The 25,303-nt window shown below is 70.9% G+C and carries 23 protein-coding genes and 1 tRNA gene; 14 read left to right on the top strand and 10 right to left on the bottom strand.

Features of this window, described 5'->3' with window-relative positions; genetic code table 11:
- Positions 1–87 precede the first annotated feature (87 nt).
- Positions 88–1,605: a dGTP triphosphohydrolase gene (dgt, locus tag ACR3IO_RS12870; RefSeq protein ID WP_434071609.1), complete on the bottom strand. Its 1,518-nt coding sequence runs from the start codon at positions 1,603–1,605 to the stop codon at positions 88–90.
- A gap of 175 nt (positions 1,606–1,780) precedes the next feature.
- On the opposite strand from dgt, the gene ACR3IO_RS12865 reads away from it, so the two are divergent.
- The 7 genes from ACR3IO_RS12865 to ACR3IO_RS12835 all read left to right on the top strand — a co-directional run bounded on the left by ACR3IO_RS12865 (position 1,781) and on the right by ACR3IO_RS12835 (position 8,264).
- Positions 1,781–4,822, top strand: coding sequence for a hypothetical protein (locus ACR3IO_RS12865; RefSeq protein WP_434071814.1), 3,042 nt, complete (start codon positions 1,781–1,783; stop codon positions 4,820–4,822).
- Positions 4,823–4,932: 110 nt separating this feature from the next.
- Positions 4,933–5,005: transfer RNA gene (locus tag ACR3IO_RS12860), tRNA-Trp, on the top strand.
- A gap of 40 nt (positions 5,006–5,045) precedes the next feature.
- A complete protein-coding gene (secE, locus tag ACR3IO_RS12855; protein ID WP_434071608.1) occupies positions 5,046–5,321 on the top strand; it encodes a preprotein translocase subunit SecE in 276 nt (91 codons plus the stop codon).
- Between the two features lie 62 nt (positions 5,322–5,383).
- Entirely contained in the window at positions 5,384–6,313 is a 930-nt protein-coding gene (gene nusG / locus ACR3IO_RS12850; RefSeq protein ID WP_434071607.1) for a transcription termination/antitermination protein NusG, read from the top strand.
- 170 nt (positions 6,314–6,483) lie between these two features.
- Positions 6,484–6,912 carry a 50S ribosomal protein L11 gene (rplK, locus tag ACR3IO_RS12845; protein WP_055863240.1) on the top strand — a complete coding sequence of 143 codons (429 nt, stop codon included), beginning with the start codon at positions 6,484–6,486 and terminating at the stop codon, positions 6,910–6,912.
- A 158-nt stretch (positions 6,913–7,070) separates the two neighbouring features.
- Positions 7,071–7,760 (top strand): 50S ribosomal protein L1, encoded by a 690-nt coding sequence (gene rplA / locus ACR3IO_RS12840; RefSeq protein WP_434071606.1) that lies wholly within the window; start codon positions 7,071–7,073, stop codon positions 7,758–7,760.
- 132 nt (positions 7,761–7,892) lie between these two features.
- Positions 7,893–8,264 carry an iron chaperone gene (locus ACR3IO_RS12835; RefSeq protein ID WP_434071605.1) on the top strand — a complete coding sequence of 124 codons (372 nt, stop codon included), beginning with the start codon at positions 7,893–7,895 and terminating at the stop codon, positions 8,262–8,264.
- An 87-nt stretch (positions 8,265–8,351) separates the two neighbouring features.
- On the opposite strand, the gene ACR3IO_RS12830 is transcribed toward ACR3IO_RS12835, so the two are convergent.
- From ACR3IO_RS12830 to ACR3IO_RS12810, 5 genes are all read right to left on the bottom strand, one after another.
- Positions 8,352–9,872: an APC family permease gene (locus tag ACR3IO_RS12830; RefSeq protein ID WP_434071604.1), complete on the bottom strand. Its 1,521-nt coding sequence runs from the start codon at positions 9,870–9,872 to the stop codon at positions 8,352–8,354.
- Between the two features lie 170 nt (positions 9,873–10,042).
- The gene (locus ACR3IO_RS12825) at positions 10,043–10,750 is read right to left on the bottom strand and encodes an HAD family hydrolase (RefSeq protein ID WP_434071603.1); all 708 of its coding nucleotides are present in this window, start codon (positions 10,748–10,750) and stop codon (positions 10,043–10,045) included.
- A gap of 162 nt (positions 10,751–10,912) precedes the next feature.
- Entirely contained in the window at positions 10,913–12,277 is a 1,365-nt protein-coding gene (locus ACR3IO_RS12820) for an NAD-dependent succinate-semialdehyde dehydrogenase (protein ID WP_434071602.1), read from the bottom strand.
- 86 nt (positions 12,278–12,363) lie between these two features.
- Complete coding sequence (locus tag ACR3IO_RS12815; protein WP_434071601.1) at positions 12,364–13,134, bottom strand: cache domain-containing protein; 771 nt, start codon at positions 13,132–13,134, stop codon at positions 12,364–12,366.
- Complete coding sequence (locus tag ACR3IO_RS12810) at positions 13,115–13,885, bottom strand: FadR/GntR family transcriptional regulator (protein WP_434071600.1); 771 nt, start codon at positions 13,883–13,885, stop codon at positions 13,115–13,117. The genes ACR3IO_RS12815 and ACR3IO_RS12810 overlap by 20 nt, the downstream gene beginning before the upstream one ends.
- A gap of 115 nt (positions 13,886–14,000) precedes the next feature.
- On the opposite strand from ACR3IO_RS12810, the gene ACR3IO_RS12805 reads away from it, so the two are divergent.
- The 3 genes from ACR3IO_RS12805 (at position 14,001) to ACR3IO_RS12795 (ending at position 16,845) form a co-directional block, all read left to right on the top strand.
- On the top strand, positions 14,001–15,224 hold the full coding sequence (locus tag ACR3IO_RS12805; RefSeq protein ID WP_434071599.1) for a CaiB/BaiF CoA transferase family protein: 1,224 nt from the start codon (positions 14,001–14,003) through the stop codon (positions 15,222–15,224).
- Positions 15,225–15,303: 79 nt separating this feature from the next.
- On the top strand, positions 15,304–16,503 hold the full coding sequence (locus ACR3IO_RS12800; RefSeq protein WP_434071598.1) for an acyl-CoA dehydrogenase family protein: 1,200 nt from the start codon (positions 15,304–15,306) through the stop codon (positions 16,501–16,503).
- An 84-nt stretch (positions 16,504–16,587) separates the two neighbouring features.
- Positions 16,588–16,845 carry a hypothetical protein gene (locus tag ACR3IO_RS12795; RefSeq protein WP_434071597.1) on the top strand — a complete coding sequence of 86 codons (258 nt, stop codon included), beginning with the start codon at positions 16,588–16,590 and terminating at the stop codon, positions 16,843–16,845.
- A 66-nt stretch (positions 16,846–16,911) separates the two neighbouring features.
- On the opposite strand, the gene ACR3IO_RS12790 is transcribed toward ACR3IO_RS12795, so the two are convergent.
- Complete coding sequence (locus ACR3IO_RS12790) at positions 16,912–17,241, bottom strand: hypothetical protein (protein ID WP_434071596.1); 330 nt, start codon at positions 17,239–17,241, stop codon at positions 16,912–16,914.
- A gap of 299 nt (positions 17,242–17,540) precedes the next feature.
- Between ACR3IO_RS12790 and ACR3IO_RS12785 the strand changes: the two genes are divergently transcribed.
- Genes ACR3IO_RS12785 through ACR3IO_RS12770 form a run of 4 tightly spaced genes read left to right on the top strand, consistent with a single transcriptional unit; the run spans position 17,541 to position 20,669 of the window.
- Positions 17,541–18,347, top strand: coding sequence for an amino acid ABC transporter substrate-binding protein (locus ACR3IO_RS12785; RefSeq protein ID WP_434071595.1), 807 nt, complete (start codon positions 17,541–17,543; stop codon positions 18,345–18,347).
- Positions 18,348–18,380: 33 nt separating this feature from the next.
- Positions 18,381–19,049 carry an amino acid ABC transporter permease gene (locus tag ACR3IO_RS12780; protein ID WP_434071594.1) on the top strand — a complete coding sequence of 223 codons (669 nt, stop codon included), beginning with the start codon at positions 18,381–18,383 and terminating at the stop codon, positions 19,047–19,049.
- Entirely contained in the window at positions 19,036–19,890 is an 855-nt protein-coding gene (locus ACR3IO_RS12775; RefSeq protein ID WP_434071593.1) for an amino acid ABC transporter ATP-binding protein, read from the top strand. The genes ACR3IO_RS12780 and ACR3IO_RS12775 overlap by 14 nt, the downstream gene beginning before the upstream one ends.
- A 26-nt stretch (positions 19,891–19,916) precedes the next feature.
- Positions 19,917–20,669 (top strand): Pr6Pr family membrane protein, encoded by a 753-nt coding sequence (locus ACR3IO_RS12770; RefSeq protein WP_434071592.1) that lies wholly within the window; start codon positions 19,917–19,919, stop codon positions 20,667–20,669.
- Here ACR3IO_RS12770 and ACR3IO_RS12765 read toward each other — a convergent pair.
- The 3 genes from ACR3IO_RS12765 to ACR3IO_RS12755 form a co-directional block, all read right to left on the bottom strand.
- The gene (locus tag ACR3IO_RS12765; protein WP_434071591.1) at positions 20,566–22,086 is read right to left on the bottom strand and encodes an FAD-dependent oxidoreductase; all 1,521 of its coding nucleotides are present in this window, start codon (positions 22,084–22,086) and stop codon (positions 20,566–20,568) included. The genes ACR3IO_RS12770 and ACR3IO_RS12765 overlap by 104 nt on opposite strands.
- Positions 22,087–22,234: 148 nt before the next feature.
- Entirely contained in the window at positions 22,235–23,674 is a 1,440-nt protein-coding gene (locus ACR3IO_RS12760; RefSeq protein ID WP_434071590.1) for an aspartate aminotransferase family protein, read from the bottom strand.
- Between the two features lie 28 nt (positions 23,675–23,702).
- A complete protein-coding gene (locus tag ACR3IO_RS12755; RefSeq protein WP_434071589.1) occupies positions 23,703–25,283 on the bottom strand; it encodes a CoA-acylating methylmalonate-semialdehyde dehydrogenase in 1,581 nt (526 codons plus the stop codon).
- Positions 25,284–25,303 lie beyond the last annotated feature (20 nt).

The raw sequence follows: 25,303 nt of genomic DNA, 5'->3' as shown, positions 1-25,303 counted from the left end.
CCGCACTCAGTGCCTGTACTGAACGAGCGGAGCGCCGATGCCGGAGCGGAGGCCGCGGCATCCGCCCTCCCTGCCGCGCGGCGGGTGTCAGAGGTTCTGCCCGATGTCCCACAGCCGGTCGGGGCGGCCGTCGATGGCCTCCGAGACGGCGAGCGCCTGGTCGTCGCTGAGCGATGCGACGTAGTCGATGACGCCGCGGCCGAGCCCGAGCCGGTGCACCTCGCCGGCATCGGGGATCGGCACGCCCTCGGGCCTCGTGACCCGGAGCAGCGCGTAGCCCTCGGTCGCGAGCTCGACGAGTTCGCGAAGCCGTTCCGGCACGCGGTGCCGGTCGATGTCGTCGGTGATCCACGCGGTGAGGCCCTTGACCGCGCGCGTGAGCACGCGGCTGAGCCCGCGCTGGTACATGGCGATGTCGGCGCGGTCGAGGATGAAGTGCCGGTGCACGAACTTCAGCACCTCGACCTCGTGCCAGGCGAGCCGGTCGAGCGTCACGAGACCCGTGCGCACCTCGTCGGCGGGAGCCGGCACGACCGAGGTCTGCAGGTGGTTGATCCACCGGTTCGTGAACGACGAGAGCCCGCGCTCCGTGGCGATGGAGCCGTCGAACGGGGTCGCGAGCAGGCCGTCGACGAGGTCGTCGGCCACGATGTCGACGGCCTCGGCGAAGGCCTCGTCGGACGCGATCCAGGCGTCGCTGCGGAGCAGCTTGCGGCGCAGGCCCTCGAGCGCGGCGCCGGGCGGCGCGGACCGCGCGCCGAGCGCCGCTTCGTCGAGCGCGCGCAGCGTCTCGCCGTCCTCGATGAAGCCGCGGAACTCCCGGGCCACCGAGCCCTGGCTGAGCAGGCCGGCACGGTAGAAGTCGTCGACGTCGTGGATCGAGTACGCGATGTCGTCGGCGATGTCCATGATCGAGCACTCGAGCGACTGCTGCAGCGGGGGCAGACCCGTGCGCGCCGAGAACAGGTCGGCGGCGTCGAGGTCGTACGCCGAGAACTTGCCCACGTCGACGCCGCCCGAGACGCGCCGCATGCCGCGCGGCAGGGGACCGGGGGCGAGCGACGCCGCGTCGACGAAGCGGGTCCAGGGGTACTTCGCGACGGCGGAGCGCACGGCGGCGGTGAGGTTCAGCCCGTGGGGAGCGTTCGCCGAGACGTCGAGCGTCGCGATGATCCGGTAGGTCTGGGCGTTGCCCTCGAAGCCGTCGGAGAGCCCGAGCGTCTCGCGTGCGAGCCGGTCGAGCACGCGTTCGCCGAGGTGCCCGAACGGCGGGTGCCCGAGGTCGTGGGCGCTCGCGGCGGCCTGCACGACGACGGCGTCGCAGCCGTGCTCGGCGGCGAGGGCGCGCGCCGGCGACGCGGCATCCGTGAGCCCGACCGCGATGGCGCGCGCGACCGCGGTGACCTTGATCGAGTGGGTCAGCCGGTTGTGGATGAGCGGGCCGGCGCCGGGCTGGGCGATGACCTGCGTGACCGCCGAGAGGCGTGAGAAGTAGGGCGAGAAGCGGATGCGCTCGAGGTCGAGCCGGAACTGCGAGTGCTCGCCGGTGACCTGCACGCTGCTCTGCGGTTCCGCGACGAGCCGTGTTCCGCGTTCGATCGACATCTGCGTCCCTCCCCGGCCGCGATTCAGGTGACGGATGCCGCTCGAGACGACGGATGCCGCGGCCGGCCCGCTCCCAATCTACGGGTGCCCGTGCGCCCGGGCGACGCCCCGACTGCCGGCTCCCGAAGATCACAAGTGGGTCACGCGACCCAGTCTGGGGTATGCTCCGCGCGTGATGAAGCGCCCCGGTCGACCCCTGCTCGCCGCGGTGGCGGCCCTGATCCTGCTCGCCCTCGGGGCCGGCATCGCCTTCGTGCTGACCGATGCCCTCGGCATCCGCACGGAGGATGCCGACATCCCGACTGAGGCCTCCTCGGTGGCGCAGGTCGAGGCGGCCGTGCCCCCGCCCGTCTTCGAGGTGGTCGCCTCGCCCCCGTCGGCGCGCGTCGACGCGGCGCTCGACGAACTGCAGGGGGCCGTCGCGGATGCCGCGACGACCTCGGGCACCGCGACGCTCGCGGTCGAGGCCGGCGACGGCGACCCCGCGGACGAGACGTACTCGCTCGAGGGCGATCCCGGCGCGCTGCGCGTGGTCGCGGCGAGCGAGACGGGCGCGGTGCGCGGTGTCTACGACCTCGCGCAGGCCGTGCGCGACGGCCGCTCGACCGCCGAGCACCTCGGCGAGCAGGTCGAGTCGCGACTCGGGTTCCGCATGGCCGACCTCGGCGCGGTCGGCGTCGCGGTCGACGAGGAGGCCTGGGCCGCGGGCGACGACTACTCGCACAACTCCAAGGCGTTCGAGGACGTCATCCTGCCCGATGCGCCCTACATCGACGAGGCGGCGCTCGCCGTCGCCCGCGAGGACTTCGACGCGTACGTGGACCACCTGCTCGCGGAGGGGTACACGGCGATCGCGGTGCCCGGCCTGCTGGAGTACATCACGTTCTCCGACGTCGGCGACGGCACGGAGGTCTACGGGCCCGACGACGAGCACGTGGCCCGCGCGCTCGCGATGCGCGAGGCGTTCGGACCGATGTGGCAGTCGGCCAGGGATGCCGGGCTCCAGGTGTTCCTCCGCACCGACATGCTCGTCGTCACGACGCCGCTCGAGGAGTACCTCACCGAGCGGTTCGGCGGCCTCGACACCGAGAACCCCGAGTTCTGGGAGGTCTACGCGGCCGGGCTCGACGAGCTCTACCGCGAGATGCCCGCCATCGACGGCGTGCTCATCCGCATCGGCGAGGCGGGCCAGGTCTACGACCTGCCCGACTGGGACTACCGCTCCGCGCTCGCCGTGACGACCGTCGACGCCGTGCGCGCGATGCTCTCGACCCTGCTCGACCAGGCCGAGCGCGCCGACCGCGAGGTGATCTTCCGCACCTGGACCGTGGGCGTCGGGGCGGTCGGCGACCTGCACACCAACGCGGACTCCTACCGCACGGTGTTCGAGGGCATCGACTCCGACCGCCTCATCGTCTCGACGAAGTACACGCTCGGCGACTTCTACAGCCACCTGCCGTTCAACGACACGCTCGAGGTCGGCGACCAGCGCAGGATCATCGAGTTCCAGAGCCGTCGCGAGTTCGAGAACTTCGGGGCGTGGCCGAACGACCTCGGCGACCTCTACGCGCAGGCCCTCGACCGCCTGCTCGCGGCCAATCCGAACATCGAGGGCATCTGGACCTGGACGCAGGACGGCGGCCCCTGGCGGGCCGGTCCGCTCTCGCTCGAGCTGAAGGCCGGCCTCTGGCAGCTCGCCGAGCTGAACACCGAGCTCGCCGTGCGCCTCGCGCGGGATCCGTCGCTGGATCCGGCATCCGTCACCGTCGACTGGGCGAGGCGCTGGTTCTCCGACGACCCGGCGACCGTGCAGGCCATCGCCGAGGCGATGTCGCAGAGCCGCGAGGCGATCACCGACGGGCTCTACATCGGCCCGTTCGCCGAGCATCGCGTGTACGCGATCGGCCTCGAGCCGCCGCCCATGATGTGGATCTTCGAGTGGGACATCCCCACGGGCGACAGCGCCGCCCTCGACGTGATCTACGCCATCGCGCGCGACGACCTCGACGAGGCGATCGCGGGCGGGCATCGCGCGCTCGACGCCGTCGACGCCATGCAGGCCGTGATCGCCGACACCGACCCGGACTCGTGGAAGGATGCCGCGCTCCGCGACGCCTTCGGCGAGTCGCTCGCGTACGAGCACAGCACGCTGGCCATGCTCGCCGGCTACCGCGAGATGGTGCTGCGCAAGGCGCAGTGGCACGACACGAGGGATCCGCAGGTGTACGGGCAGTGGCAGGCCGCCCGCGACGCCTTCGTCGAGAGCTCGGCGGCGCACGAGCGCGACTACGCCGGCGACCCGTACCACCCCGCGTACAACCTCGAGGCGGCGCGGCTGGGGCTCGAGCGCGGCGAACGCGACCAGGCCATGGGCTGGGCCGCGGGCGCGACGCTCGTGCTGACGCTGCTCTGGATCGCCTACGGCATCGCGGCGCGCTCGCGCCGGATCGGCGCCTGGCCCGGCGCGCGCCTGGCCAGGGCGATGTGGGTGGCGGGAACGCGTCCGTGGCGCGCCGCCGAGGCGACCGCCTCGCTCGGCCGCGTCGAGCGCGTGCTCCTCGTCGCGGTGCCGGCGATCGCGCTCGTGCTCAGCCGGTGCATCCTCACCTGGTTCGCGGCGCCCGCGCACCTCGTGGCGACACTCGGCGCCTGGCTCGTCTTCGGCGCCGTGGTACTGCTTCTCGCCCGCTGGATCGGCGGGCGCGAGGCCGTGGCCCAGGTCGCGGCCTCGGTCGGCGGCGCCGTGATGCTGCGCGTCGCGCTGCTCTCGTTCGCGCTCGCGCCGACGGGCCCCGGCGGCTACTGGTTCGGCTTCTGGACGGACCCCGTCGCGAGGTCGGCGTACTCGACGGTCGCCTTCGCCCTGTTCGCCTGGGTGATCGTCGCGGCGGCGTGGGCGCTCGCGCAGGCGGTCGGCGCCCGGCGGGCGACCGGCGTGGTCCTCAGCGCGTGCGGGCTCGCCCTCGCGCTCGTGGCCGGGCTGGTCGCGGTGATCGGGCTCGAGCAGGCCCTGACCGCGTGGAACGACCAGATGGCGCTGCTCCCGTGGGGCCTGTCGCGCATCCTCGGCATCACCGTGTACCTCGACATCCCGGCGGATGCCGCGTGGTCGGCGACCCTCGTCGGCGCGATCGTCGCGGTCGTCGGCGTCGCCCTGTGGGCCCCGCCGAGGCGCCGTCGGGAGGACCGGTTTGGCGGTGGGGCATCCGTCGCCTAAACTTGCTGAGGTTGCGCACGACGACCAAGCTTTCCCGTGCCCGAATTCCTCGAGAACTCAGGTAGGGTGAGCCGGTCACAAGGTGTGATCTTCGGAGGCGTTGCCTCCGAAGGGCGGTGGCTCAATTGGTAGAGCAGCGGTCTCCAAAACCGCAGGTTGCAGGTTCGAGTCCTGTCCGCCCTGCGAGCCGGCAGTGATTGCCGGCCCACGAAAGGTGTACGAGGTGGCACGGAAGATCATCGACGAACCCAGCGAGGATGTCGTCGCCAACGCGAAGCGCGAGCGCGCGGCGCGGCGAAATCCATTCGCGCGGATCGCGTTGTTCATCCGTCAGGTCTTCGCCGAGCTGAAGAAGGTCGTCACCCCGACCCGCAAGGAACTCTTCAGCTTCACCGTCGTGGTACTCGTGTTCGTCATCATCATGATGGCGCTCGTCTGGGTCCTCGACACGGTGTTCGGCTGGCTGGTGCTGTACGTCTTCGGGTCGACGGGGGCTTGATCAGCCACTCGTCCTGAAGAACCGCGTGCCGCGAGGCGCACGAATGAGAAGGAATCGAGAAATTGGCAAAGATTGAGCGCGACGACGTCGACTGGGCCACGGCTGCAGAGCAGTCGGCCGAAGACGACGAGGCCCAGGAGGGCAACTCGCTCGAGCACGACGAGCAGTCGGTCGAACCGGCCGAGCAGCGTGCGGTGCACGTGATCGACGACGAGGGCAACGACGTCGACCTCGATGCCGTTCTCGATGCCATCGCCGAGGCGAACGACCCCGAGGCCGACGCCGTCGTCGACGACGCCCTCGACATCGACTCCGTCGAAGAGGCCGACGCCGCACTCGAGGCCGTCAGCGAAGAGAGCGACGAGCCCGAGCACGACCCCTACGAGGAGTTCCGCAACGAACTGCGCTTCCTCCCGGGCAAGTGGTACGTCATCCACTCCTACGCGGGCTTCGAGCGCCGCGTGAAGGCGAACATCGAGCAGCGCCGCGAGTCGATGGCCATGGCCGACTACATCTACCAGGTCGAAGTGCCGATGGAAGACGTCGTCGAGATCAAGAACGGCCAGCGCAAGATGGTCACCCGCGTGCGCATCCCCGGCTACGTGCTCGTCCGCATGGACCTGAACGAGGACAGCTGGTCGGTCATCCGCCACACCCCCGGTGTCACGGGCTTCGTGGGCAACGCCCACAACCCCACGCCCCTCCGCTTCGAAGAGGCCTTCGGCATGCTGAAGAGCCTCGTCGAGCCCAAGGACGTCGCACCCGCCAAGGGCGCGAAGGCCGGCGGCGGCACTGCTGCGGCCCGCGTCATCCCCGCCGAGATCGACTTCGAGGTCGGCGAGACCATCACGATCAAGGACGGCTCGTTCGCGGGCCTGCCCGGCACGATCAGCGAGATCAAGCCCGAGAGCGGCAAGCTCACCGTGCTCGTCTCGCTCTTCGAGCGCGAGACCCCGGTCGAGCTCAGCTTCGACCAGGTCACCAAGCTCTAGCCTCCGGGCGTTCGGGTTCCCACCCGAAGCTCAGCCAACCCTCCGGTATACTCGGAGGGTTGTGCTGTGTCAGCACTGCCGACGCAGCACCCGATCCACCGCCCTCCGGAACCGCCGGTCGAGCGGGAGAGTGCCCAGGACATGGGCGTTCGAACAGAAAGAGAGAAATCATGGCACCGAAGAAGAAGGTCACTGGTCTGATCAAGCTTCAGATCAAGGCCGGCGCCGCCAACCCCGCCCCGCCCATCGGCCCGGCGCTGGGTCAGCACGGCGTCAACATCATGGAGTTCTGCAAGGCGTACAACGCGCAGACCGAGTCGCAGCGCGGCAACGTCATCCCCGTCGAGATCACCGTCTACGAGGACCGTTCGTTCACCTTCATCCTGAAGACCCCGCCCGCCGCGGAGCTCATCAAGAAGGCTGCCGGCGTCGCCAAGGGCTCGGGCGTCCCGCACACCACCAAGGTCGGCAAGCTGACCCAGGCGCAGGTGCGCGAGATCGCCGAGGCGAAGATGGTCGACCTCAACGCCAACGACCTCGACGCCGCGTCGAAGATCATCGCCGGCACCGCCCGCTCGATGGGCATCACGGTCGAGTAGTCGCCCGGGTCGAGTCCCCACCGATCGATCAGCGCGAAGCGCCGAGATCGGGGTGCGAGACCCAGACGGATGCCGCGCGGCGTCCGACACCTCAGAATTCCTCACTCGTGGCAGCGCCCGCCAGGCGCGATGACCACACTCTCTCAAGGAGAACCAACATGGCACAGAAGTCCAAGGCCTACCGGGCCGCGGCCGAGAAGATCGAGGCCGACAAGTTCTACACCCCGACCGACGCCGTCGCGCTCGCGAAGGAGACCGGTTCGGCGAAGTTCGACTCGACCATCGAGGTCGCGCTGAAGCTCGGCGTCGACCCCCGCAAGGCCGACCAGATGGTGCGCGGCACCGTCATCCTCCCGCACGGCACCGGCAAGACCGCCCGCGTCATCGTGTTCGCGACCGGCCCCGCTGCCGAAGCCGCGATCGCGGCCGGCGCTGACGAGGTCGGCGGCGCCGAGCTCATCGAGAAGGTCGCCGGCGGCTACACCGCCTTCGACTCGGCCGTCTCGACCCCCGAGCTCATGGGCCAGGTCGGTCGTCTCGGCAAGGTCCTCGGCCCGCGTGGCCTCATGCCGAACCCGAAGACCGGCACCGTGACCCCGAACGTCGGCCAGGCCGTCTCCGACATCAAGGGCGGCAAGATCGAGTTCCGCGTCGACAAGCACGCCAACGTGCACTTCGTCGTCGGCAAGGCGTCGTTCACCACCGAGCAGCTCGACGAGAACGTGAAGGCCGCCCTCGAAGAGGTCGTCCGTCTCAAGCCGTCGAGCGCCAAGGGCCGCTACATCCAGAAGGGCGCCGTGTCGACCACGTTCGGCCCCGGCATCCCGCTGGACGTCAACGCCATCTGAACCATCCGGTGACCGGGGCGCGCTCGCGCGTCTCCGAGATCCACGAAGGGCCCGTCGGTTCGCCGACGGGCCCTTCGGCATACCCCCGGGTGGGTGGTGGCAGGCGCGAACGTGCGGTGGGAAGATGCACGCATGGGACTCATCGACGCGCAGCTCGACGGCGTCGCGGCCGGGAATCGCGCCGCTCTCGCGCGCGTATACGACATCGCGCGCAAGGTCGATCCGACCGCGACCGAGGGCGAGAGCTACGGCATGGCCGCCCTCCTGCATCGCGGCAAGGGCTACGTCGCCGCGCTCGAGGCGAAGGCGCATCTCGGGCTGTACCCGTTCAGCGGCAGCGTGTTCGCCTCCATCGCCGACGAGCTGACCGATTTCGACTGGTCGCCCGGTGCGTTGAAGTTCAGCGCCGACCACGAGATCCCCGAGCCGTTGCTCCGGCGCATCCTCGAGGTGCGCATCGCCCAGATCGACGCGCAGCTCGACCGCAGCGGTCGCAGGCGGTAGCCGCCCGCCCACGAACGACGGATGCCGCCCCCGGCCGAAGCTCGGGAGCGGCATCCGCTCTGGTGATGAAGCGCGCCGAGGCGCGGGTCAGTCGACCGTCGTCATCGCGGCCGTCTCGACGCGGCGCTGACGCAGGCGTTCCGCGACCTCGATCGCGTCGCCCGCGGGGGCGTCGGACTTGCGGTCGGGGCGAGCGATGAACAGGTACCCGAAGCCCGAGACGAGCACGACGCCGAGGCCGATCCACACCGCGTAGTCGGCGACGAAGTCTCCGGAACTGCCGGGCGTGGCCATGAGCCAGATCGCGAACAGGCCATAGGCGAGCGCCACGATGTTGACCACGAGACCCCAGGCGCCGAGCGAGAACGTGCCGGCGGGCTTCCAGCCGCGCAGGCGCTGGCGCAGGGCGCCGAGCACGACCATCTGGAACGCGATGTAGATGCCGAGCACCGCGAACGCCGTGACGGGCAGCGTGATCGCGGGGTTCACGTAGATGAGCAGCGTGATGATGGCCGGAACAGTGCACGCCACGATCAGTGCGTTGCGGGGCACCTTGTTCGCGCTCACCTTCGCGAGCCAGCGGTGGCCCGGGATCATGCCGTCGCGCGCGAAGCTGTAGAGCAGGCGGCTGGCCGCGGCCTGCAGGCTCAGCACGCACGAGATGAAGGCGAGCACGGCGACGACGAGGAAGACCTTCGCGCCGACCGGGCCGAGCGTGGCCTCGAGGATGCCGGGGATCGGGTCGGCGTCCTCGCCCGAGACGATCGAGGCGAGGTCGGGTGCGGCGAGCACGTAGCCGCCGAACGAGAAGAGCGCCGAGACGCCGCCGACGAGGATGGTGAGGATCATCGCCTTCGGGATGCGACGACCCGGGTTCTCGACCTCCTCGGCGACGTCGCCGCAGGCCTCGAATCCGTAGAACAGGAAGAGTCCGGCGATGGCCGCGCCGATGAAGGCGGTCGCGTACGACCCGTCGCCCTCGACGTTCATGGTGTCGAAGAAGACGCTGAACTCCTGCTTGCGCTGGAAGATCAGCAGGTAGAGGCCGACGCCGATGACGCCGATGAGCTCGGCCGCGAGGCCGATCTGCGCGACGCGGGCGAGGGTCTTCGTGCCCGTGAAGTTGAAGACGAGCGCGAGCAGCAGCAGGCCGAGCGAGAAGCCGAGGACGACCTCGGGCGTCGCGGCGATGCCGAACAGGCTCGCGACGAAGCCCGACCCGTAGCCGGCGACCGCCGTGATGGTCACGATCATCGCCCAGATGTAGATCCACGCTGCCATCCAGGCGTAGCGGCGACCCCAGAGGCGGCGGGCCCACGGGTAGATGCCGCCGTGGATCGGGTACTGCGACACGACCTCGCCGAACACGAGCGAGACGAGCAGCTGCCCGGCGCCGACGATGACGATCCACCAGATGGAGGGCGGCCCGCCGATCGTGAGCGCGACCGCGAAGAGCGAGTACACGCCGACGAGGGGCGAGAGGTAGGTGAAGCCGAGGGCGAAGTTCGCCCAGAGGCTCATCGAGCGATTGAAGTTGTCCTGGTAGCCGAGGACTTCGAGGTGATCGCTGTCGCCGAGGTCGGTCGGCTTGGCTGGTTCGACGGACATGTGCGCCTTTCGGGGGTCGTCATGAGGTGCCCGCAGCGCCCCCCGCGCCTCGACCACCGCATCGTGGTTGCGCCAGCATAGCCATACATCCGGTTGTAAAACTATAGATTGGGATGATTTAGTCCGGCGGATCTCTCGACGCCGTCGGGCGAGCGGTCGACGGCGTCGTCTCAGGCGCGGCGGGCGGCCTGCGGAATCCCGGCATCCAGGAGTCCCGGCAGCTCCGCCATGCTCGTGAACACGTGCGATGCCCCGGCCGCCGTGAGCGCCTCGGGGCTCGTGGACGTGAGTCCGCCGGAGGCGAAGCCGAAGACGGTCGCGCCCGCGGCCACGCCGGCGGTCACGCCCGCGACCGTGTCCTCGACGACGGCGCACTCGCGCGGGTCGACGCCGAGACCGGCAGCCGCGGCGAGGTAGACATCGGGGGCCGGCTTGCTGCGCGCCGTCTCCATGCCGCTGTACACGTGCCCGCCGAACGCATCAGCCAGGCCGACCTTCGCCAGCTGCAGTTCGATCTTCGCCCGGTCGGCGCCCGAGGCGCAGGCGATGCGCCCCTCGTACGCGGTCGCGACGGCCGTGACCGCGGCGACCGCGCCGTCGATCGGCTCGAGGTCGACCGCGAGCGCGGCGTTGCGGCGGTCCCGGAACTCGAGCAGCCACGCCTGGTCGGGGCGGACCCCGGTGTGCTCCTCGATCACGTCGAACTCGTCGCTCAGGGCGCGGCCGATGAAGCGTTCGACGCACTCCTCGGCGCTGATCGGCCAGCCGAGCTCGTGCAGCATGGTGCGCAGCACCCCGTTCGTGATCGCCTCGGAGTCGACGAGCACGCCGTCGCAGTCGAAGAGCACGGCCTGGAAACGCTGCATGGAAGACGACACCCGATCGACGTTACCCCGCGCGCGTGGCGTGCGCCGCCGCGGCGGCGCACGTGGTCGAGGGGCAAGGGTGCGAAGGGCGAGGACGACGGATGCCCCGGGCCGCCGACGTGGATCGGTCGTGCCCGGGGCATCCGCTCGCTCGTGCGAGCCGTTCGGCGGAGGTCAGCCGATGCGGATCATCTTCTTGTTGACGAACTCGTCGGCGCCGAAGCGGCCGAGCTCGCGGCCGGAGCCGGAGCGCTTGACGCCGCCGAAGGGCAGCTCGGCGCCGTCGGCTCCGACGACGTTCACGAAGACCATGCCCGCCTCGATCCTGTCGGCGACGCGGAGCGCCTGCTCGTCGTCGGTCGTGAACACGTAGGAGCCGAGGCCGAACGGGGTGTCGTTCGCGAGCTCGATCGCGGCGTCTTCGTCGGCGACCTTGAAGACTTGGGCGACCGGTCCGAAGAACTCCTCGTGGAACGCGTCGGAGCCGGGCTTGACGTCGGTGAGGATCGTGGCCGAGTAGTAGTTGCCGTTGCGGGCGCCGCCCGCGTGCAGGGTCGCACCCTGTTCGACGGCACGGGCGACCTGGTCGGCGAGGCCGTCGGCGGCCTTTGCCGAGGAGAGCGGGCCGAGGGCGGTGCCCTCCTTCGACGGGTCGCCCTCCTCGACGGCGTTCATCGCGGCGGTGAACTTCTCGAGGAACGGCTCGTAGAGGTCCTCGACGACGATGAAGCGCTTGGCGGCGTTGCAGGCCTGGCCGTTGTTGTCGACGCGGGCGAACACGGCGGCCTCGACGGTCGCGTCGAGGTCGTCGGTCGAGAGCAGGATGAACGGGTCGGAGCCGCCGAGCTCGAGCACGACCTTCTTCAGGTGGCGACCGGCGATCTCGGCGACCGCGGCACCGGCGCGCTCGGAGCCGGTGAGCGAGACGCCCTGCACGCGCGGGTCGGCGATGACCTGCTCGATCTGGTCGTGCGAGGCGTAGATGTTGACGTACGCGCCCTCGGGGAACCCGGCGTCGAGGAAGATCTGCTCCATCGCGGCGGCCGATTCGGGGCACTGCTCGGCGTGCTTGAGCAGGATCGTGTTGCCGATGATGAGGTTCGGGCCGGCGAAGCGGGCCACCTGGTAGAACGGGAAGTTCCACGGCATGATGCCGAGCAGCGGACCGAGCGACGAGCGGCGGATGAGCGCCGAGCCCTCGCCGGCCAGCAGGTCGATCTTCTCGTCGGCGAGCAGCGACTCGGCGTGGTCGGCGTAGTACTCGTAGATCGCGGCGGCGAACTCGACCTCGCCGACGGCCTGCTCGATGGGCTTGCCCATCTCGCGGACGATGATCTCGCCGAGCGCCTGGGCGCGCTCGTTGTGCAGCTCGGCCACGCGGCGGATGAGGGCGGCGCGCTCGGCGACCGTGGTGTTCTTCGACCAGGTGCGGTGCGCGTCGGTCGCCTTGACGATCGCGGCCTGCAGGCCCTCGTCGGTGATCGTGTCGAAGGACTTGACCGTCTCGCCCGTGGCGGGATTGATCACGGCATAGCTCATGGGGTTTCTCCTTATCGGGTGCACGCACGCAGAGCTTCGTCTGCCTCGGTGCCTACGCTCACCTCAAAGATATAACAACGAATGATTCAGTTCGACCCGGATGCGAGGGGGTTGACGAGCACCCGCAGCGGGGTGCCCGGACACGGTTCGACGACGGCATCCGCGGGCGGCACCGGCGCGAGCTGGCCGACCTCCAGCGCCGGCTCGGTCGAGAGCACGACTCGGCCCTCGTCGTTCACGAGGGCGAGCGGCACGTCGACGTCGAGGAACGCGGCGAGGAGCTCGCGTTCGAGGCGGCGCACCGCGACATCCGCCCCGATCACGCCGACCATGCGCGGCTCGCCGGTCTCGCCGTGAGCGGCTGTGCCGGCGGCATCCGTCGCGTGCACCGGCATGGTGAGCGTGAGGATGTAGTCGCACGTGCAGAGGTGGTCGACGTAGGGGCCGGTGACGTGCGCGTGCCGGGTGGTCGCGGGGATGCGGTACCACTCGAGCGCGCGGAAGTCGCGGAGGTACTCGGTGTAGCCGCGGGTCGTGAGGTCGAGGCGCACCGGCTCGGTCGTCGATCCGAGCACGGGGTTCGCGTCGAGCGGGCCGAGCCACCACGCGAAGTGCACGTCGCGCCCGCGCACGATCTCGCCGTCGGCGATGAACCCGGCGCCGACGAGCAGCGGTTCGGGCTCGGTGAGGCGGGGGAGCACGAGCGAGGCGACGACCTGGTCGATCTCGGCGGGCCGGGTCTCGGGGGAGGCGTCGATGACGTGCTCGACGGGCGCGCGCCAGGCGACGAGCTGGTCGAACACCCCGGCGAACACCTCGCCGACGGTGATTGCGACCTCATGCGGTGAGCGGGGCATCGAGCGCACCTCCTCGTTCGATGCGCGCCTTCGCGGCGAGGAGCGGCACGGTGAGGCCGCGGAGCAGGTCGCCGGCCGCCTCGCGGGCCTTCGCGGGACGATGCGCCGCCACGGCGCGCACGATGCGACGGTCGTGGGCCGCGGCATCCGCTCGTTGCTGCGCGTCGTCGAGGCCGAGGAGCAGGAGGGGGCCGAACTCGGCCTGCAGGCGGATCTGCTCGCGCACGAGCCGCGCCGACTGGCTGAGCACCGCGACCTCGAGGAAGAACCCGCCCTGGTTCGTGCGGGCGGATGCCGCCGTGTCGAAGTCGGATGCCGCGAGCCAGGCCGCGAGCCGCTCGGCGTCGCCGGCGGAGGCGCGCTCGGCGGCGCGTTCGGCCGCGCCCCCGAGGATCGCGCCGAAGTACACGGCCATGTCGCTGAGCTCGACCTGGGCGAGGGAGCGGAGACGTGCGGCGATGAGCGCGTGGTGGTCGTCGTCGACCGCGGTGACGAAGCTGCCGCCGTCGCGCCCGCGGCGCGTCTGCACGAGACCGGCCTCGCGGAGGATGCCGAGGCCCTCGCGCACGGTGATGAGCGCGACGCCGAAGCGGCGGGCGAGTTCGGGCTCGCTCGGCAGGCGTTCGCCCGGGCCGATCACGCCGAGCACGATGCCGTCGGTGAGGCGCTGGGCGACCTGCTCGGCGCGGCCGGTGTCGGCGAGCTGGGCGAACACGGCTTCACGCGCGCCGGGTCCCACCCTCGATTCCATCTGCTCAGGCTAGCCGAGCGAGGCGGTCGCGGCTGGCGGCTCGCGTAATAATCATTCAAGATAGGATGAATTCGAGCGGCATCGTGGCCGCCCCACACGCGGAGAGGCGGAAGCGATGCACGACGAGTCCCCCGAGACCCGGCACGTCGCACCCGAAGGGGTGCTCCGCGGCATCCGCGTGGCCGATTTCTCCCGCGTGCTGGCGGGCCCCTACGCGACCATGATGCTCGCAGACTTCGGCGCCGACGTCGTGAAGGTCGAGTCGCCGACGGGCGACGACACCCGGCACTGGACCCCGCCCGTCGACGCGAGCGGGCAGGCCACCTACTTCGGCAGCGTCAACCGCAACAAGCGTTCGGTCGCGCTCGACCTCGCGGATGCCGCGGGGCTGGCCGAGGCCCGCCGGCTCGCGGCATCCGCCGACGTCGTCATCGAGAACTTCCGGCCGGGCGTCATGGCGCGGTTCGGCCTCGCGTACGAGGACGTGCGGGCGCTCAACTCCGGCGTCGTCTACTGCTCGATCACGGGCTTCGGCGCCGGGCGCGGTGCTGCGCTGGCGGGGTACGACCTGCTCGTGCAGGCCGTCGGCGGGCTCATGTCGATCACGGGCGAGGCCGACGGCGGCCCCGCCAAGGCGGGGGTCGCCCTCGTCGACGTGCTCACCGGGCAGAACGCGCTCGCCGGCATCCTGCTCGCCCTCCGCGAGCGGGACCGTACCGGCGACGGCCAGCTCGTCGAGGTCGACCTGCTCGGCAGCCTGCTCTCCGCGCTCACGAACCAGGCCGGCTCCACGCTAGCGACCGGCACACCACCCCGCCGACTCGGCAACGCGCACCCGAGCATCGCACCCTACGCCGTCTTCACGGCCGAGGACCGCGAGCTCGTCATCGCCGTCGGCAACGACAAGCAGTTCCGGGCGCTCGCCGGCGTGCTCGGTCTCGCCGAGCGCGGGCTCGCCGACGACCCGCGCTTCGCGACGAACGCCTCGCGGGTCGCGCACCGGGCCGAGCTGTCCTCGATCATCGAGGAGCGGCTCGCCGCCGCATCCGCCGCGCACTGGATCGACGAGCTGGCCGCCGCGAGCGTGCCGGCCGGACTCGTGAACGACATCGGCGAGGCCATCGCGTTCGCCGAGGCGCTCGGCCTCGAACCGGTCGCCGAGACGCGGCGCACCGCGGGCGCCGACGTCGCCGGCGCGGCGGGGCCCGATGCGATCGTCAGCCGCTCGATCGCCAACCCCATCCACCTCGCGGCGACCCCCGCCGCGTACCGCACGCCGCCGCCCGCGCTCGACGAGCACACGGGCGCCGACTGGCATCCGCGTGCGCGGGTCGAGTAGGCCGCCGGGCCGTATCGAGACCCCGATCGCACCGAACCCGACATCCGCTCGCCGCACCACCCTCGGAAGGACCGCACGCATGACCGCCATCGCCCCCCGCATCGACACGGTGTTCGACCTCGACGCCCTCCTCACCGAGGAGGAGCGCGAGTGGCAGCAGCGTGCGCGCACGGTCGCGCAGGAGCGCATCCTGCCGATCATCGAGGACGACTTCGAGAACAAGCACTTCCGCCGCGAGCTCGTGAAGGTCATGGGCGACGCCGGGTTCCTCGGCATGCACCTGAAGGGCTACGGATGCGCCGGCGCGGGCGCCGTGGCGTACGGGCTCGTGTGCCTCGAGCTCGAGGCGGCCGACAGCGGCTGGCGCACGTTCGTCTCGGTGCAGGGCTCGCTCGCGATGAGCGCGATCCACAAGTACGGCTCCGAGGAGCAGAAGCAGCGGTGGCTGCCGGGCATGGCCGCGGGCGACCTGATCGGATGCTTCGCGCTGACCGAGCCCCAGGGCGGCAGCGACCCGGCGGCCATGACCACGGTCGCACGACGCGACGGCGACGAGTGGGTCATCGACGGCGCCAAGCGCTGGATCGGCCTCGCCTCGCTCGCCGACGTCGCCGTCGTCTGGGCGCGCGTCGACGACCCGTCGGGGGAGTTCGGCACCGGGGGCAGCGCTGTGCGCGGGTTCCTCGTGCCCACCTCGACGACCGGTTTCACGGCCACCCCGATCGACGGCAAGCTCTCGATGCGCGCCTCGGTGCAGTGCGACATCGACCTCGAGGGCGTGCGCGTGCCCGCCGACGCCATGCTGCCCGGGGCATCCGGACTCTCGGGGCCGTTCGGCTGCCTCAACGAGGCGCGCTACGGCATCGTCTGGGGGGCCATGGGCGCCGCGCGCTCGTGCCTCGAGGCCGCGCTCGAGCGGTCGATGACGCGCGAGGTGTTCGGCAAGCCGATCGGCGCGAACCAGCTCACCCAGGCCAAGCTCGCCGACATGTTCGTCGAGGTGGAGAAGGGCGTGCTGCTCGCCCTGCACCTCGGCCGGCTCAAGGAGCGCGGGGCGCTGACGCCCGCGCAGATCTCCGTCGGCAAGCTGAACAGCGTGCGCGAGGCCCTCGAGATCGCGCATCAGGCGCGTTCGATCCTCGCGGGCGACGGCATCACGAACGCGTTCCCCGTCATGCGGCATGCGGCGAACCTCGAGTCCGTGCGCACCTACGAGGGCACCGACGAGATCCACCAGCTCGTGCTGGGTCGCGCCCTCACGGGCATCGCCGCGTTCTAGGCCCGCGCGTTCCAGCGCAGGCCGATCATCACCACCGCACCACCATCACCACCATCACCACCGCACCACAATCAAGGAGCCGTCATGAAGGCAATGGAGCCTCGACTCACCCGCGCCGTCGTCGAGTGGACCGGATGGGGCACCGCCCCGGTCCCGGTCCGCGACGACGCCCGCGTCATCGCCAGGTTCGGCGCGACGGCCGGCCCGGCACTCGCCATGGCCGCACGCCGCCTCGAGGCCGACTACGGCGGATGCTCGGAGGAGTTCCGCACGCGGCATCCGGAGATCGGCATCGACGCCGTCGAGGCGCTCGCCTGGGCGAGCGGGCACGACGCGGTGTAGCCCGCCGTCGACGACGAAGGGCGCCCCGGCCGACGCCGGGGCGCCCTTCGCGCGTGCCGTGCGGCGTCAGTTGACGCCGGGCACCACGATCCACTGGTTCACGAGGACGAGCCAGATCGCCGTGACGACGAGCGCGGCCAGGGTGATGCCGCGACCGGTGCGGCCGCCGACGAAGAGGGCGATGACGAGCACGATGAGCGTCGCGACGCCGAGCACGACCGAGCCCCACGGGATTCCGGGAACGAAGAAGGACAGGAGGAACAGCGCGGCGACGATGACCTCGATGACGCCGACGACGGTCGAACCGCCGCGGGCGCGGAGTCGCAGGATGCCGTCGACGAGGGCGAGGATGCCGCCGACGAGCGCGATGAGCAGGAGCCAGGTCAGGGTGATCATGAGGTTCCTTTCGGGTGGCGGTGCCGCAGCACCGATGCGGTGGACGGGGGTTCCACCGGTCACCGAACACTATCGACGCCGTGAAGATGGTCGCGAGGGGTTGCGCCGCGCCCGGGATCCCGTGTATTCCGCGAGGCGTATGTCACCCGATGCAAGAGATGGGAATGCAACCGGGAGTCATCCGGTTTCACCCTGAGTCGTCTGCGTGATGGACTCATGGGACGGCGCGACCACGCGCCTCCCCGCCATCCGCTACGTCGGCCCACAACGCCACACGCCTCGAACGGAGCACCACCCGCATGTCACGCGCCCGCACCATCCTCGGCCTCGCCGCCGCATCCGCCGCCGTCCTCGCCCTCGCCGCCTGCTCGAGCAGCGCGCCCGAGGCCAGCGACGACGCGGCCGGCGACGAGTTCGGGCTCGTGAAGGCGGGCACGCTCACCGTCGCGACCGAGGGCACGTACCGTCCGTTCACGTACCACGACGAGGGGTCCGGCGACCTCGTCGGCTACGACGTCGAGATCGCCGAGGCGGTCGCCGACGAGCTCGGCCTGAAGGTCGAGTTCCAGGAGACCCAGTGGGACGCGATCTTCGCGGGCCTCGAGTCCGGCCGCTCCGACGTGATCGCCAACCAGGTCTCGATCAACCCCGAGCGCGAGGAGAAGTACCTCTTCAGCTCGCCGTACACGGTGTCGCCGAGCGTCGTCGTCGTCAACGAGGGCGACACGTCGATCACGAGCTTCGACGACCTCGCCGGCAAGACCACCGCGCAGTCGCTGACGAGCAACTTCTACCAGCTCGCCGTCGACGCCGGTGCGAACGTCGAGTCGGTCGAGGGCTGGGCGCAGGCTGTCGCGCTGCTCGAGCAGGGTCGTGTCGACGCCACCGTGAACGACAAGCTCACCTACCTCGACTACCTCAAGCAGAACCCCGACGCGAAGCTCGAGGTCGCTGCCGAGACCGACCCCACCCAGAGCGCGCTCGCGTTCACGAAGGACAAGACGGCGCTCGTGAAGGCCGTCGACGAGGCCCTCGACACGCTCCGCGCCGACGGCACGATCGCCGAGATCGGCGAGAAGTACTTCGGCGCCGACGTCTCCGAGTAGCCTCGCACCACACGACCTCGAAAGGAGGCCGACGTGGATTCCTCCGGCTGGCAGCTGTTCCTCGACTCCTTCTGGCCGATCGTCTGGGGCGGGCTGAGCGGGACGATCCCGCTCGCCCTCGCGTCGTTCGCGATCGGCCTCGTGATCGCCCTGGGCGTCGCGCTCGCGCGCATCTCGAAGAACCGGGTGCTCTCGGGCGCGGCGCGCTTCTACATCTCGGTCATCAGGGGCACGCCGCTGCTCGTGCAGCTCTTCGTGATCTTCTACGGCATGCCCGCGATCGGCATCGTGCTCGACCCGTGGCCGAGCGCGATCATCGCGTTCTCGTTGAACGTGGGCGGCTACGGCGCCGAGATCATCCGCGCGGCCATCCTCTCGGTGCCCAAGGGCCAGTGGGAGGCCGGGTACACGATCGGCATGGGCCGCGGCACGACGCTGCGACGCATCATCCTGCCGCAGGCGGCGCGCGTCTCGGTGCCCCCGCTGTCGAACACCTTCATCTCGCTCGTGAAGGACACCTCGCTCGCATCGCTCATCCTCGTGACCGAGCTGTTCCGGGTCTCCGAGGAGATCGCCGCGTTCAGCCAGGAGTTCATGCTCATCTACCTCGAGGCGGCCCTCATCTACTGGCTCTTCTGCCTGGTGCTCTCGAGCGGCCAGAGCGTCATCGAGAGGAGGCTCGATCGCTATGTCGCCGTCTGAGCGCGAACCCGACGAGAACCGGGCGGATGCCGCGGGCCGGCCGAGTGCCGGCGACCCGCTCGCCCCCGCCGCGACGCCCGACGACGCCGTGCTGTTGACCGCACGCGGCATCCGCAAGTCCTTCGGCGACAACGAGGTGCTGCGCTCGATCGACCTCGAGGTGCGCCGGGGCGAGGTCGTCGTGCTCATCGGGCCGAGCGGCTCGGGCAAGACGACCGTGCTGCGATCGCTCAACGGGCTCGAGACGCCGGACGCCGGCATCCTGAGCTTCGCCGGCGGACCCGACCTCGACTTCGCCGGCAGCGTGACGAGGCAGGGCCGGCTCGCGATGCGCGACCGTTCGGCCATGGTCTTCCAGCAGCACAACCTCTTCCCGCACATGACCGTGCTCGAGAACGTGATCGAGGGCCCCGTGCGCGTGCAGCGCGTGCCGAAGGCGCGGGCGATCGCCGAGGCCGAGGCCCTGCTCGGGCGCGTGGGCCTGTCGGAGAAGCGCGACGAGTACCCGTTCGCGCTCTCGGGCGGGCAGCAGCAGCGCGTCGGCATCGTGCGGGCGCTCGCGCTGAAGCCCGACCTGCTGCTCTTCGACGAGCCGACGAGCGCGCTCGACCCCGAACTCGTGGGCGAGGTGCTGAAGGTCATCAAGGAGCTCGCCGACGAGGGCTGGACCATGGTCGTCGTGACGCACGAGCTCGGGTTCGCCAGGCAGGTCGCCGACGAGGTGCTCTTCATGGACGGCGGCATCGTGGTCGAGCGCGGCGCGCCGAAGGACATCTTCACGAATCCGGCCGAGGAGCGCACGCGACGCTTCCTCGACCGCATCCTGCGTCCACTGGACTGACGGGGCCGCTGGCGTAGCGTTGAGGCATGCCCGCCGCCACCGGACTCTCGCCAGAGGCCCGGATCAGGCGGGCCCGGCGACTGCTCGGCGTGTTCCGGCTCTGCCTCGTCGTGCTCGAGCTCGTCGCCCTCATCGGCAACTTCCGGTACGTGCAGGGCTTCCAGAGCTTCGCGACCGCGAACTTCTTCAGCTACTTCACGATCCAGTCCGCGTTCATCGCCGTCGTCACGCTCTCGATCGCCGCGGTGTTCGCGCTCCGGGCGCCGCGCGACCCCGCCTGGCTCGGCATCCTCCGCACGATGGCGACGGTTTACGTGGTGCTGTCGGGGCTCGTGTTCGCGGTCATCGTCGCCGAGTCGTCGTCGCACGGGTACCGGGTCGACGTGCCGTGGTCGGACACCCTGCTGCACTTCGTGGTGCCGGCGCTGGCGCTCGTCGCGTGGACGACCGACAGCGTGCTCGCCGTGAATCCGAAGGTGCCGTGGTCGACGGTCGGCTGGGTGCTCGTGTTCCCGGTCGGATGGCTCGTCTACACGCTGATCCGCGGCGCGGACGTCGGGTGGTACCCGTACTTCTTCCTCGACGAGGCGCAGGTCGGCAGCGTGGCGGGTGTGGTCGTGTCGTGCGCGATCGTGCTCGGGATCTTCCTCGCGCTGACGTCGACGCTCGTGTTCGTCAATCGCCTGCTGTGGCGAAGGGCTCGAGATCGACGAGCACGGCAGCCACGAAGTCCTGGTCCGACAACTGCTCCAGTCGAGTCGCCTGCGTCGATGCGATGACGCCGACGAGCACGGGGTCGCCGCTTCCCGTGGCGACGCCCGCGTCGATCCAGAATGCGACCGTCGGGTAGTCGCCGACCACGCTGAGCAGGGATGCCGCGGGCGCGGCCGAGCCGGCGGCATCCGGCTCGCCCGCGGCATCCGCTCGCCAGAAGGGCTCCTCGAACGCGAGCCAGACGACGTCGACGACGCCCATGCCGATCTGCGCGATGGCGTGCTGCTGCGGGCGGGGGAGCGCGGGCTCGAATCGCACCTGGTCGGTCTTCAGCACCCCGAGCGGCAGGGTCACGACCGCGCGGTCGACGTTGATCGACTCGCCCGTGTCGAGGCGCAGGCTGACGCGCTGCTCGTCGTAGGCGATGCGGCTCACGGCGCTCGAGAGCACGAGGTCGAGGCCCTCGGCGAGCGGCGTGAACAGGTCGGAGAGCGGCGCGGCGGGCAGGCGGATGTCGGCGTACGGGTCGTCCTCGGACGCGAACGCGCCGAGCATCCGGGTGGGATCGAACTGCTGCGCCGACACGACCGTGGGCGACGCCCCCGTCGTCGGCTGCAGGCCGCTCGCGAGTGCGTGCCGGAGCCACGCGGCGGGGCTCACGCCGTCGTCGCCCGCCGTCTCGGACATCGGGATCATGCCGGCGCCGAGCAGGGCCGTGGCGACCGGGACGTCGTGCGGCTGCCCGCCCGCCCAGATGTGCGCCTGCTCGAGTGCCTCGACGCCGACCGGCGAGGGCGCCACGGGCGTACCGTCGTTGCGGTAGACGGCGGCGTCGCCGCCCACCGTGGTCGTGGTCACGGATGCCGATGCCATCGCCTCGAGCAGGTCGTCGTCGTTCGGGACGAACCAGGTGCCGAGTTCGATCGTGCCGCCGAGGGCGTCGTCCTGGACGGACTCGACCCGGCCCCCGATGCGCTCGCGCGCCTCGATCACGAGCACCTCGAAGCCGTCGTCGGCGAGCTGTCGGGCAGCGGTGAGGCCCGCCATGCCCGCGCCGATGACGGCGATGCGCTCACCCGGCTCGGCCAGGCCGGCGATGTCGCCCGCCGCCCGGAGCCCCGACCGGCGGGCGCCGTCGAGCGTGCCGGGCGCGGCGGTCGACGTGGCCTCGCCGGCGAAGACGATCCGCCCGCCCACGGGCGTCGCGAGGCGCTCGCGCATGGCGTCGGTGGAGCCGAACTCGGGGAAGCTGAAGGAGCCGCGCGCGTACGGGTCGGATCCCCACGCGGAACGCCGCATGTTCGTCGGCCGCGGCACCGGCGACGGCGGCGTGGTCGACGTCGGCCCCGGCGTCGGCGCCTTGGTCGGGACGGGCTCATCGCCCCAGGTGCAGCTCGAGAGCACGACCGCGACCACGCCCGAGAGTCCGGCGGCCAGGAAGCTGCGCCGGGCCATGCCGCCCGACGCGCCCCGTTCGTCCATGCGACTCAGGCTAGCCGACGAGGGCCGCGGCGCATCGGTGCGACCGCGTCCTGGAACGGCGAAGGCCGGGCCCGCGGCATCCGCAGGCCCGGCCTCCACCGGTGTTCATCGAGGTCGCACCGCCCGTGAGGGGCCGTGCGGCGCCGCGTCAGACGACGTACGAGTCGGCCACCGTGAGCGCCTCGTCGATGATGTCGAGGCCGCGCACGAGGTCGGCCTCCGAGATCACGAGCGGCGGGGCGACGTGCAGGCGGTTGAAGTGCACGAACGGCCAGAGGCCCGCCTGCTTGCAGGCCGCGGCGACGGCGCCCATGGGCGCGGCATCCGCACCACCGGCGTTGAACGGCACGAGCGGTTCGCGCGTGGCCGGGTCCTTCACGAGCTCGATCGCCCAGAACAGGCCGAGCCCGCGCACCTCGCCGACGCTCGGGTGCTTCGCCGCGATCTCGCGCAGGCGGGGGCCGACGACGCGCTCGCCGAGGTCGCGCACGCGCTCGAGGATGCCGTCGCGCTCGAAGACCTCGAACGTGGCGACGCCGGGGGCGCACGCGAGCGGGTGGCCCGAGTACGTGAGCCCGCCCGCGAACGCGACCGTGTCGAAGTGCGAGGCGATGCGCTGCGAGATGACGACGCCGCCGAGCGGCGCGTAGCCCGAGTTCACGCCCTTCGCGAAGGTGATGAGGTCGGGAACGACGCCGAAGTGGTTCACCGCGAACCACTCGCCGACGCGGCCGAAGCCGACCATGACCTCGTCGGCGATGTAGACGATGCCGTACTTGTCGGCCAGGGCGCGAACGCCCTCGAGGTAGCCGGGCGGCGGCACGAGCACGCCGTTCGTGCCGACGATCGTCTCGAGGATGATCGCGGCCACGGTCGAGGCGCCCTCGAGCACGATGACCTGCTCGAGGTGCGCGAGCGCCCGCTCGGCCTCCTGCTCGGGGCTGTCGCTGTGGAACGACGAGCGGTAGGCGTACGGCCCCATGAAGTGCGCGACCGACCCGTCGGAGGGCTCGTTCGCCCAGCGGCGCGGGTCGCCCGTGAGCGAGATCGCCGTCGCGGTGCCGCCGTGGTAGCTGCGGTACATCGAGAGCACCTTGCGCCGGCCGGTCACGGCGCGCGCCATGCGCACCGCGTACTCGTTGGCGTCGGCGCCGCCGTTCGTGAAGAACACCTTGTCGAGGTCGCCGGGCGCCACGTCGGCGATGCGCCGCGCGAGCTCGCCGCGCACGTCGTTCGCCATCGACGGCTGGATCGTCGCCAGGCGGCCCGCCTGCTGCTGGATGGCCGTGACGAGGTCGGGGTGCTGGTGCCCCAGGTTCAGGTTCACGAGCTGCGAGCTGAAGTCGAGGTACGCGTTGCCCTGGTAGTCCCAGAACGTCGCTCCCTCGCCCGAGGCGATCGGCAGCGGGTCGATGAGCGCCTGCGCGCTCCAGGAGTGGAACACGTGCGCACGGTCGTCGGCGCGCACCTGCGCCTCGGCCGAGGCGTCGGGCAGCGGATGCCGCGTGCCGGCCCGGTCGACGAACGTCGGCGTCGCGGCCTCGGTCGGCGTCGCGGCATCCGTGTCGGGAAGGAGGGTGTCGGTCATGTCGTGGTCCTTTCGCGATTCGCCGGGATCAGTGGTTCTGGGGGAAGCCCAGGTTGATACCGGTGTGCGCGGAGTCGCCGCGCGTGGCCGGGTCGAGCCAGCGGCTCGTGATGGCCTTCTCGCGCGTGAAGAAGTCGAAGCCGTGGGCGCCGTAGGCCTTCGCATCGCCGAACAGCGACTGCTTCCATCCGCCGAACGAGTGGTAGGCGACCGGCACCGGGATCGGCACGTTGATGCCGATCATGCCGACCTGCACCTCGTTCTGGAACCGGCGCGCCGCGCCGCCGTCGTTCGTGAAGATGGCGGTGCCGTTGCCGAACTGGCCGGAGTTGATGAGGTCGAGGCCCTCGTCGTACGACTCGACGCGGACGATCGAGAGCACCGGGCCGAAGATCTCCTCGGTGTACGCCCGCGACGAGGTGGGCACGTGGTCGAGCAGGGTCGGGCCGAAGAAGAAACCGTCCTCGTGCCCGTCGACGGTGAGTCCGCGGCCGTCGACGACGACGGTCGCGCCGTCGGCCTCGGCGATGTCGACGTACGAGGACACCTTGTCGCGGTGCACGTCGGTGATCAGCGGGCCCATGTCGGGCTCACTGAGCTTGCCGTCACCGGCGTCGATGCCGGCGCCGTTGCCGATCTTCAGCTTCGCGATGCGCTCGGTGATCTTCGCGATCAGCTCGTCGGCGACCGGCTCGACGGCCAGCACGACCGAGATCGCCATGCAGCGCTCGCCGGCCGCGCCGTACCCGGCGTTCACGGCCTGGTCGGCGACGAGGTCCAGGTCGGCGTCGGGCAGCACGAGCATGTGGTTCTTCGCGCCGCCGAGCGCCTGCACCCGCTTGCCGTGCTTGGACGCGGTCTCGTAGATGTACTGGGCGATCGGGGTCGAGCCGACGAACGAGATCGACTGCACGAGCGGCGACGTGAGCAGCCCGTCGACGGCGAGCTTGTCGCCCTGCAGCACGGTGAAGACGCCGTCGGGGAGTCCCGCCTCCTTCCAGAGCTGCGCGATCCAGAGTGCGGCCGAGGGGTCCTTCTCGCTCGGCTTCAGGACGACGGCGTTGCCGGCGGCGATCGCGATGGGGAAGAACCAGAGCGGCACCATGGCCGGGAAGTTGAACGGGCTGATGATGCCCACGACGCCGACGGGCTGCTTCAGCGTGTAGACGTCGACGCCCGTCGAGACGTTCTCGGAGTAGGCGCCCTTGATGAGGCTCGGGAACCCGGTGGCGAGCTCGACGACCTCCTGGCCGCGCAGGATCTCGCCCATCGCATCGGAGACGACCTTGCCGTGCTCGGCGGTGATGATGGCGGCGAGCTCGCCCTTGCGGGCGTTCAGCAGCTCGCGGAACGAGAACAGCACGGTCTGCCGCTTCGCGATCGAGTAGCCGCTCCACTCGAGGTAGCCGGCGTGCGCCGAGGCGATCGCCGCATCGATCTCGGCCTGGTCGGCCAGCGCGACCTCGGCCTGCACACGACCCGTGGCGGGGTTGTACACGGGGGCCGTGCGCCCCGACGACGAGGCGCTCGGCGCACCGTCGATCCAGTGCCCGATCACCGGCACGTGCGGGGACGACGCGGGCGAGGTGGCGGTCTCGGTGAGGCTCATGGTGGTTCCTTCGTGACTGG

Origin of the sequence: Agromyces sp. Marseille-Q5079, from assembly GCF_051016555.1 — a bacterium.
Classification (GTDB): domain Bacteria; phylum Actinomycetota; class Actinomycetes; order Actinomycetales; family Microbacteriaceae; genus Agromyces.
This window is presented reverse-complemented; position numbering and strand designations above follow the sequence as displayed.

What these genes read in the sequence shown, in the direction of transcription:
- dgt (WP_434071609.1), bottom strand. Translation starts at nt 1,605, where the DNA reads ATGTCGATCGAACGCGGAACACGGCTCGTCGCGGAACCGCAGAGCAGC.
- ACR3IO_RS12865 (WP_434071814.1), top strand. Translation starts at nt 1,781, where the DNA reads ATGAAGCGCCCCGGTCGACCCCTGCTCGCCGCGGTGGCGGCCCTGATC.
- rplK (WP_055863240.1), top strand. Translation starts at nt 6,484, where the DNA reads ATGGCACCGAAGAAGAAGGTCACTGGTCTGATCAAGCTTCAGATCAAG.
- rplA (WP_434071606.1), top strand. Translation starts at nt 7,071, where the DNA reads ATGGCACAGAAGTCCAAGGCCTACCGGGCCGCGGCCGAGAAGATCGAG.
- ACR3IO_RS12835 (WP_434071605.1), top strand. Translation starts at nt 7,893, where the DNA reads ATGGGACTCATCGACGCGCAGCTCGACGGCGTCGCGGCCGGGAATCGC.
- ACR3IO_RS12830 (WP_434071604.1), bottom strand. Translation starts at nt 9,872, where the DNA reads ATGTCCGTCGAACCAGCCAAGCCGACCGACCTCGGCGACAGCGATCAC.
- ACR3IO_RS12820 (WP_434071602.1), bottom strand. Translation starts at nt 12,277, where the DNA reads ATGAGCTATGCCGTGATCAATCCCGCCACGGGCGAGACGGTCAAGTCC.
- ACR3IO_RS12815 (WP_434071601.1), bottom strand. Translation starts at nt 13,134, where the DNA reads ATGCCCCGCTCACCGCATGAGGTCGCAATCACCGTCGGCGAGGTGTTC.
- ACR3IO_RS12810 (WP_434071600.1), bottom strand. Translation starts at nt 13,885, where the DNA reads ATGGAATCGAGGGTGGGACCCGGCGCGCGTGAAGCCGTGTTCGCCCAG.
- ACR3IO_RS12805 (WP_434071599.1), top strand. Translation starts at nt 14,001, where the DNA reads ATGCACGACGAGTCCCCCGAGACCCGGCACGTCGCACCCGAAGGGGTG.
- ACR3IO_RS12800 (WP_434071598.1), top strand. Translation starts at nt 15,304, where the DNA reads ATGACCGCCATCGCCCCCCGCATCGACACGGTGTTCGACCTCGACGCC.
- ACR3IO_RS12795 (WP_434071597.1), top strand. Translation starts at nt 16,588, where the DNA reads ATGAAGGCAATGGAGCCTCGACTCACCCGCGCCGTCGTCGAGTGGACC.
- ACR3IO_RS12790 (WP_434071596.1), bottom strand. Translation starts at nt 17,241, where the DNA reads ATGATCACCCTGACCTGGCTCCTGCTCATCGCGCTCGTCGGCGGCATC.
- ACR3IO_RS12785 (WP_434071595.1), top strand. Translation starts at nt 17,541, where the DNA reads ATGTCACGCGCCCGCACCATCCTCGGCCTCGCCGCCGCATCCGCCGCC.
- ACR3IO_RS12775 (WP_434071593.1), top strand. Translation starts at nt 19,036, where the DNA reads ATGTCGCCGTCTGAGCGCGAACCCGACGAGAACCGGGCGGATGCCGCG.
- ACR3IO_RS12770 (WP_434071592.1), top strand. Translation starts at nt 19,917, where the DNA reads ATGCCCGCCGCCACCGGACTCTCGCCAGAGGCCCGGATCAGGCGGGCC.
- ACR3IO_RS12765 (WP_434071591.1), bottom strand. Translation starts at nt 22,086, where the DNA reads ATGGACGAACGGGGCGCGTCGGGCGGCATGGCCCGGCGCAGCTTCCTG.
- ACR3IO_RS12760 (WP_434071590.1), bottom strand. Translation starts at nt 23,674, where the DNA reads ATGACCGACACCCTCCTTCCCGACACGGATGCCGCGACGCCGACCGAG.
- ACR3IO_RS12755 (WP_434071589.1), bottom strand. Translation starts at nt 25,283, where the DNA reads ATGAGCCTCACCGAGACCGCCACCTCGCCCGCGTCGTCCCCGCACGTG.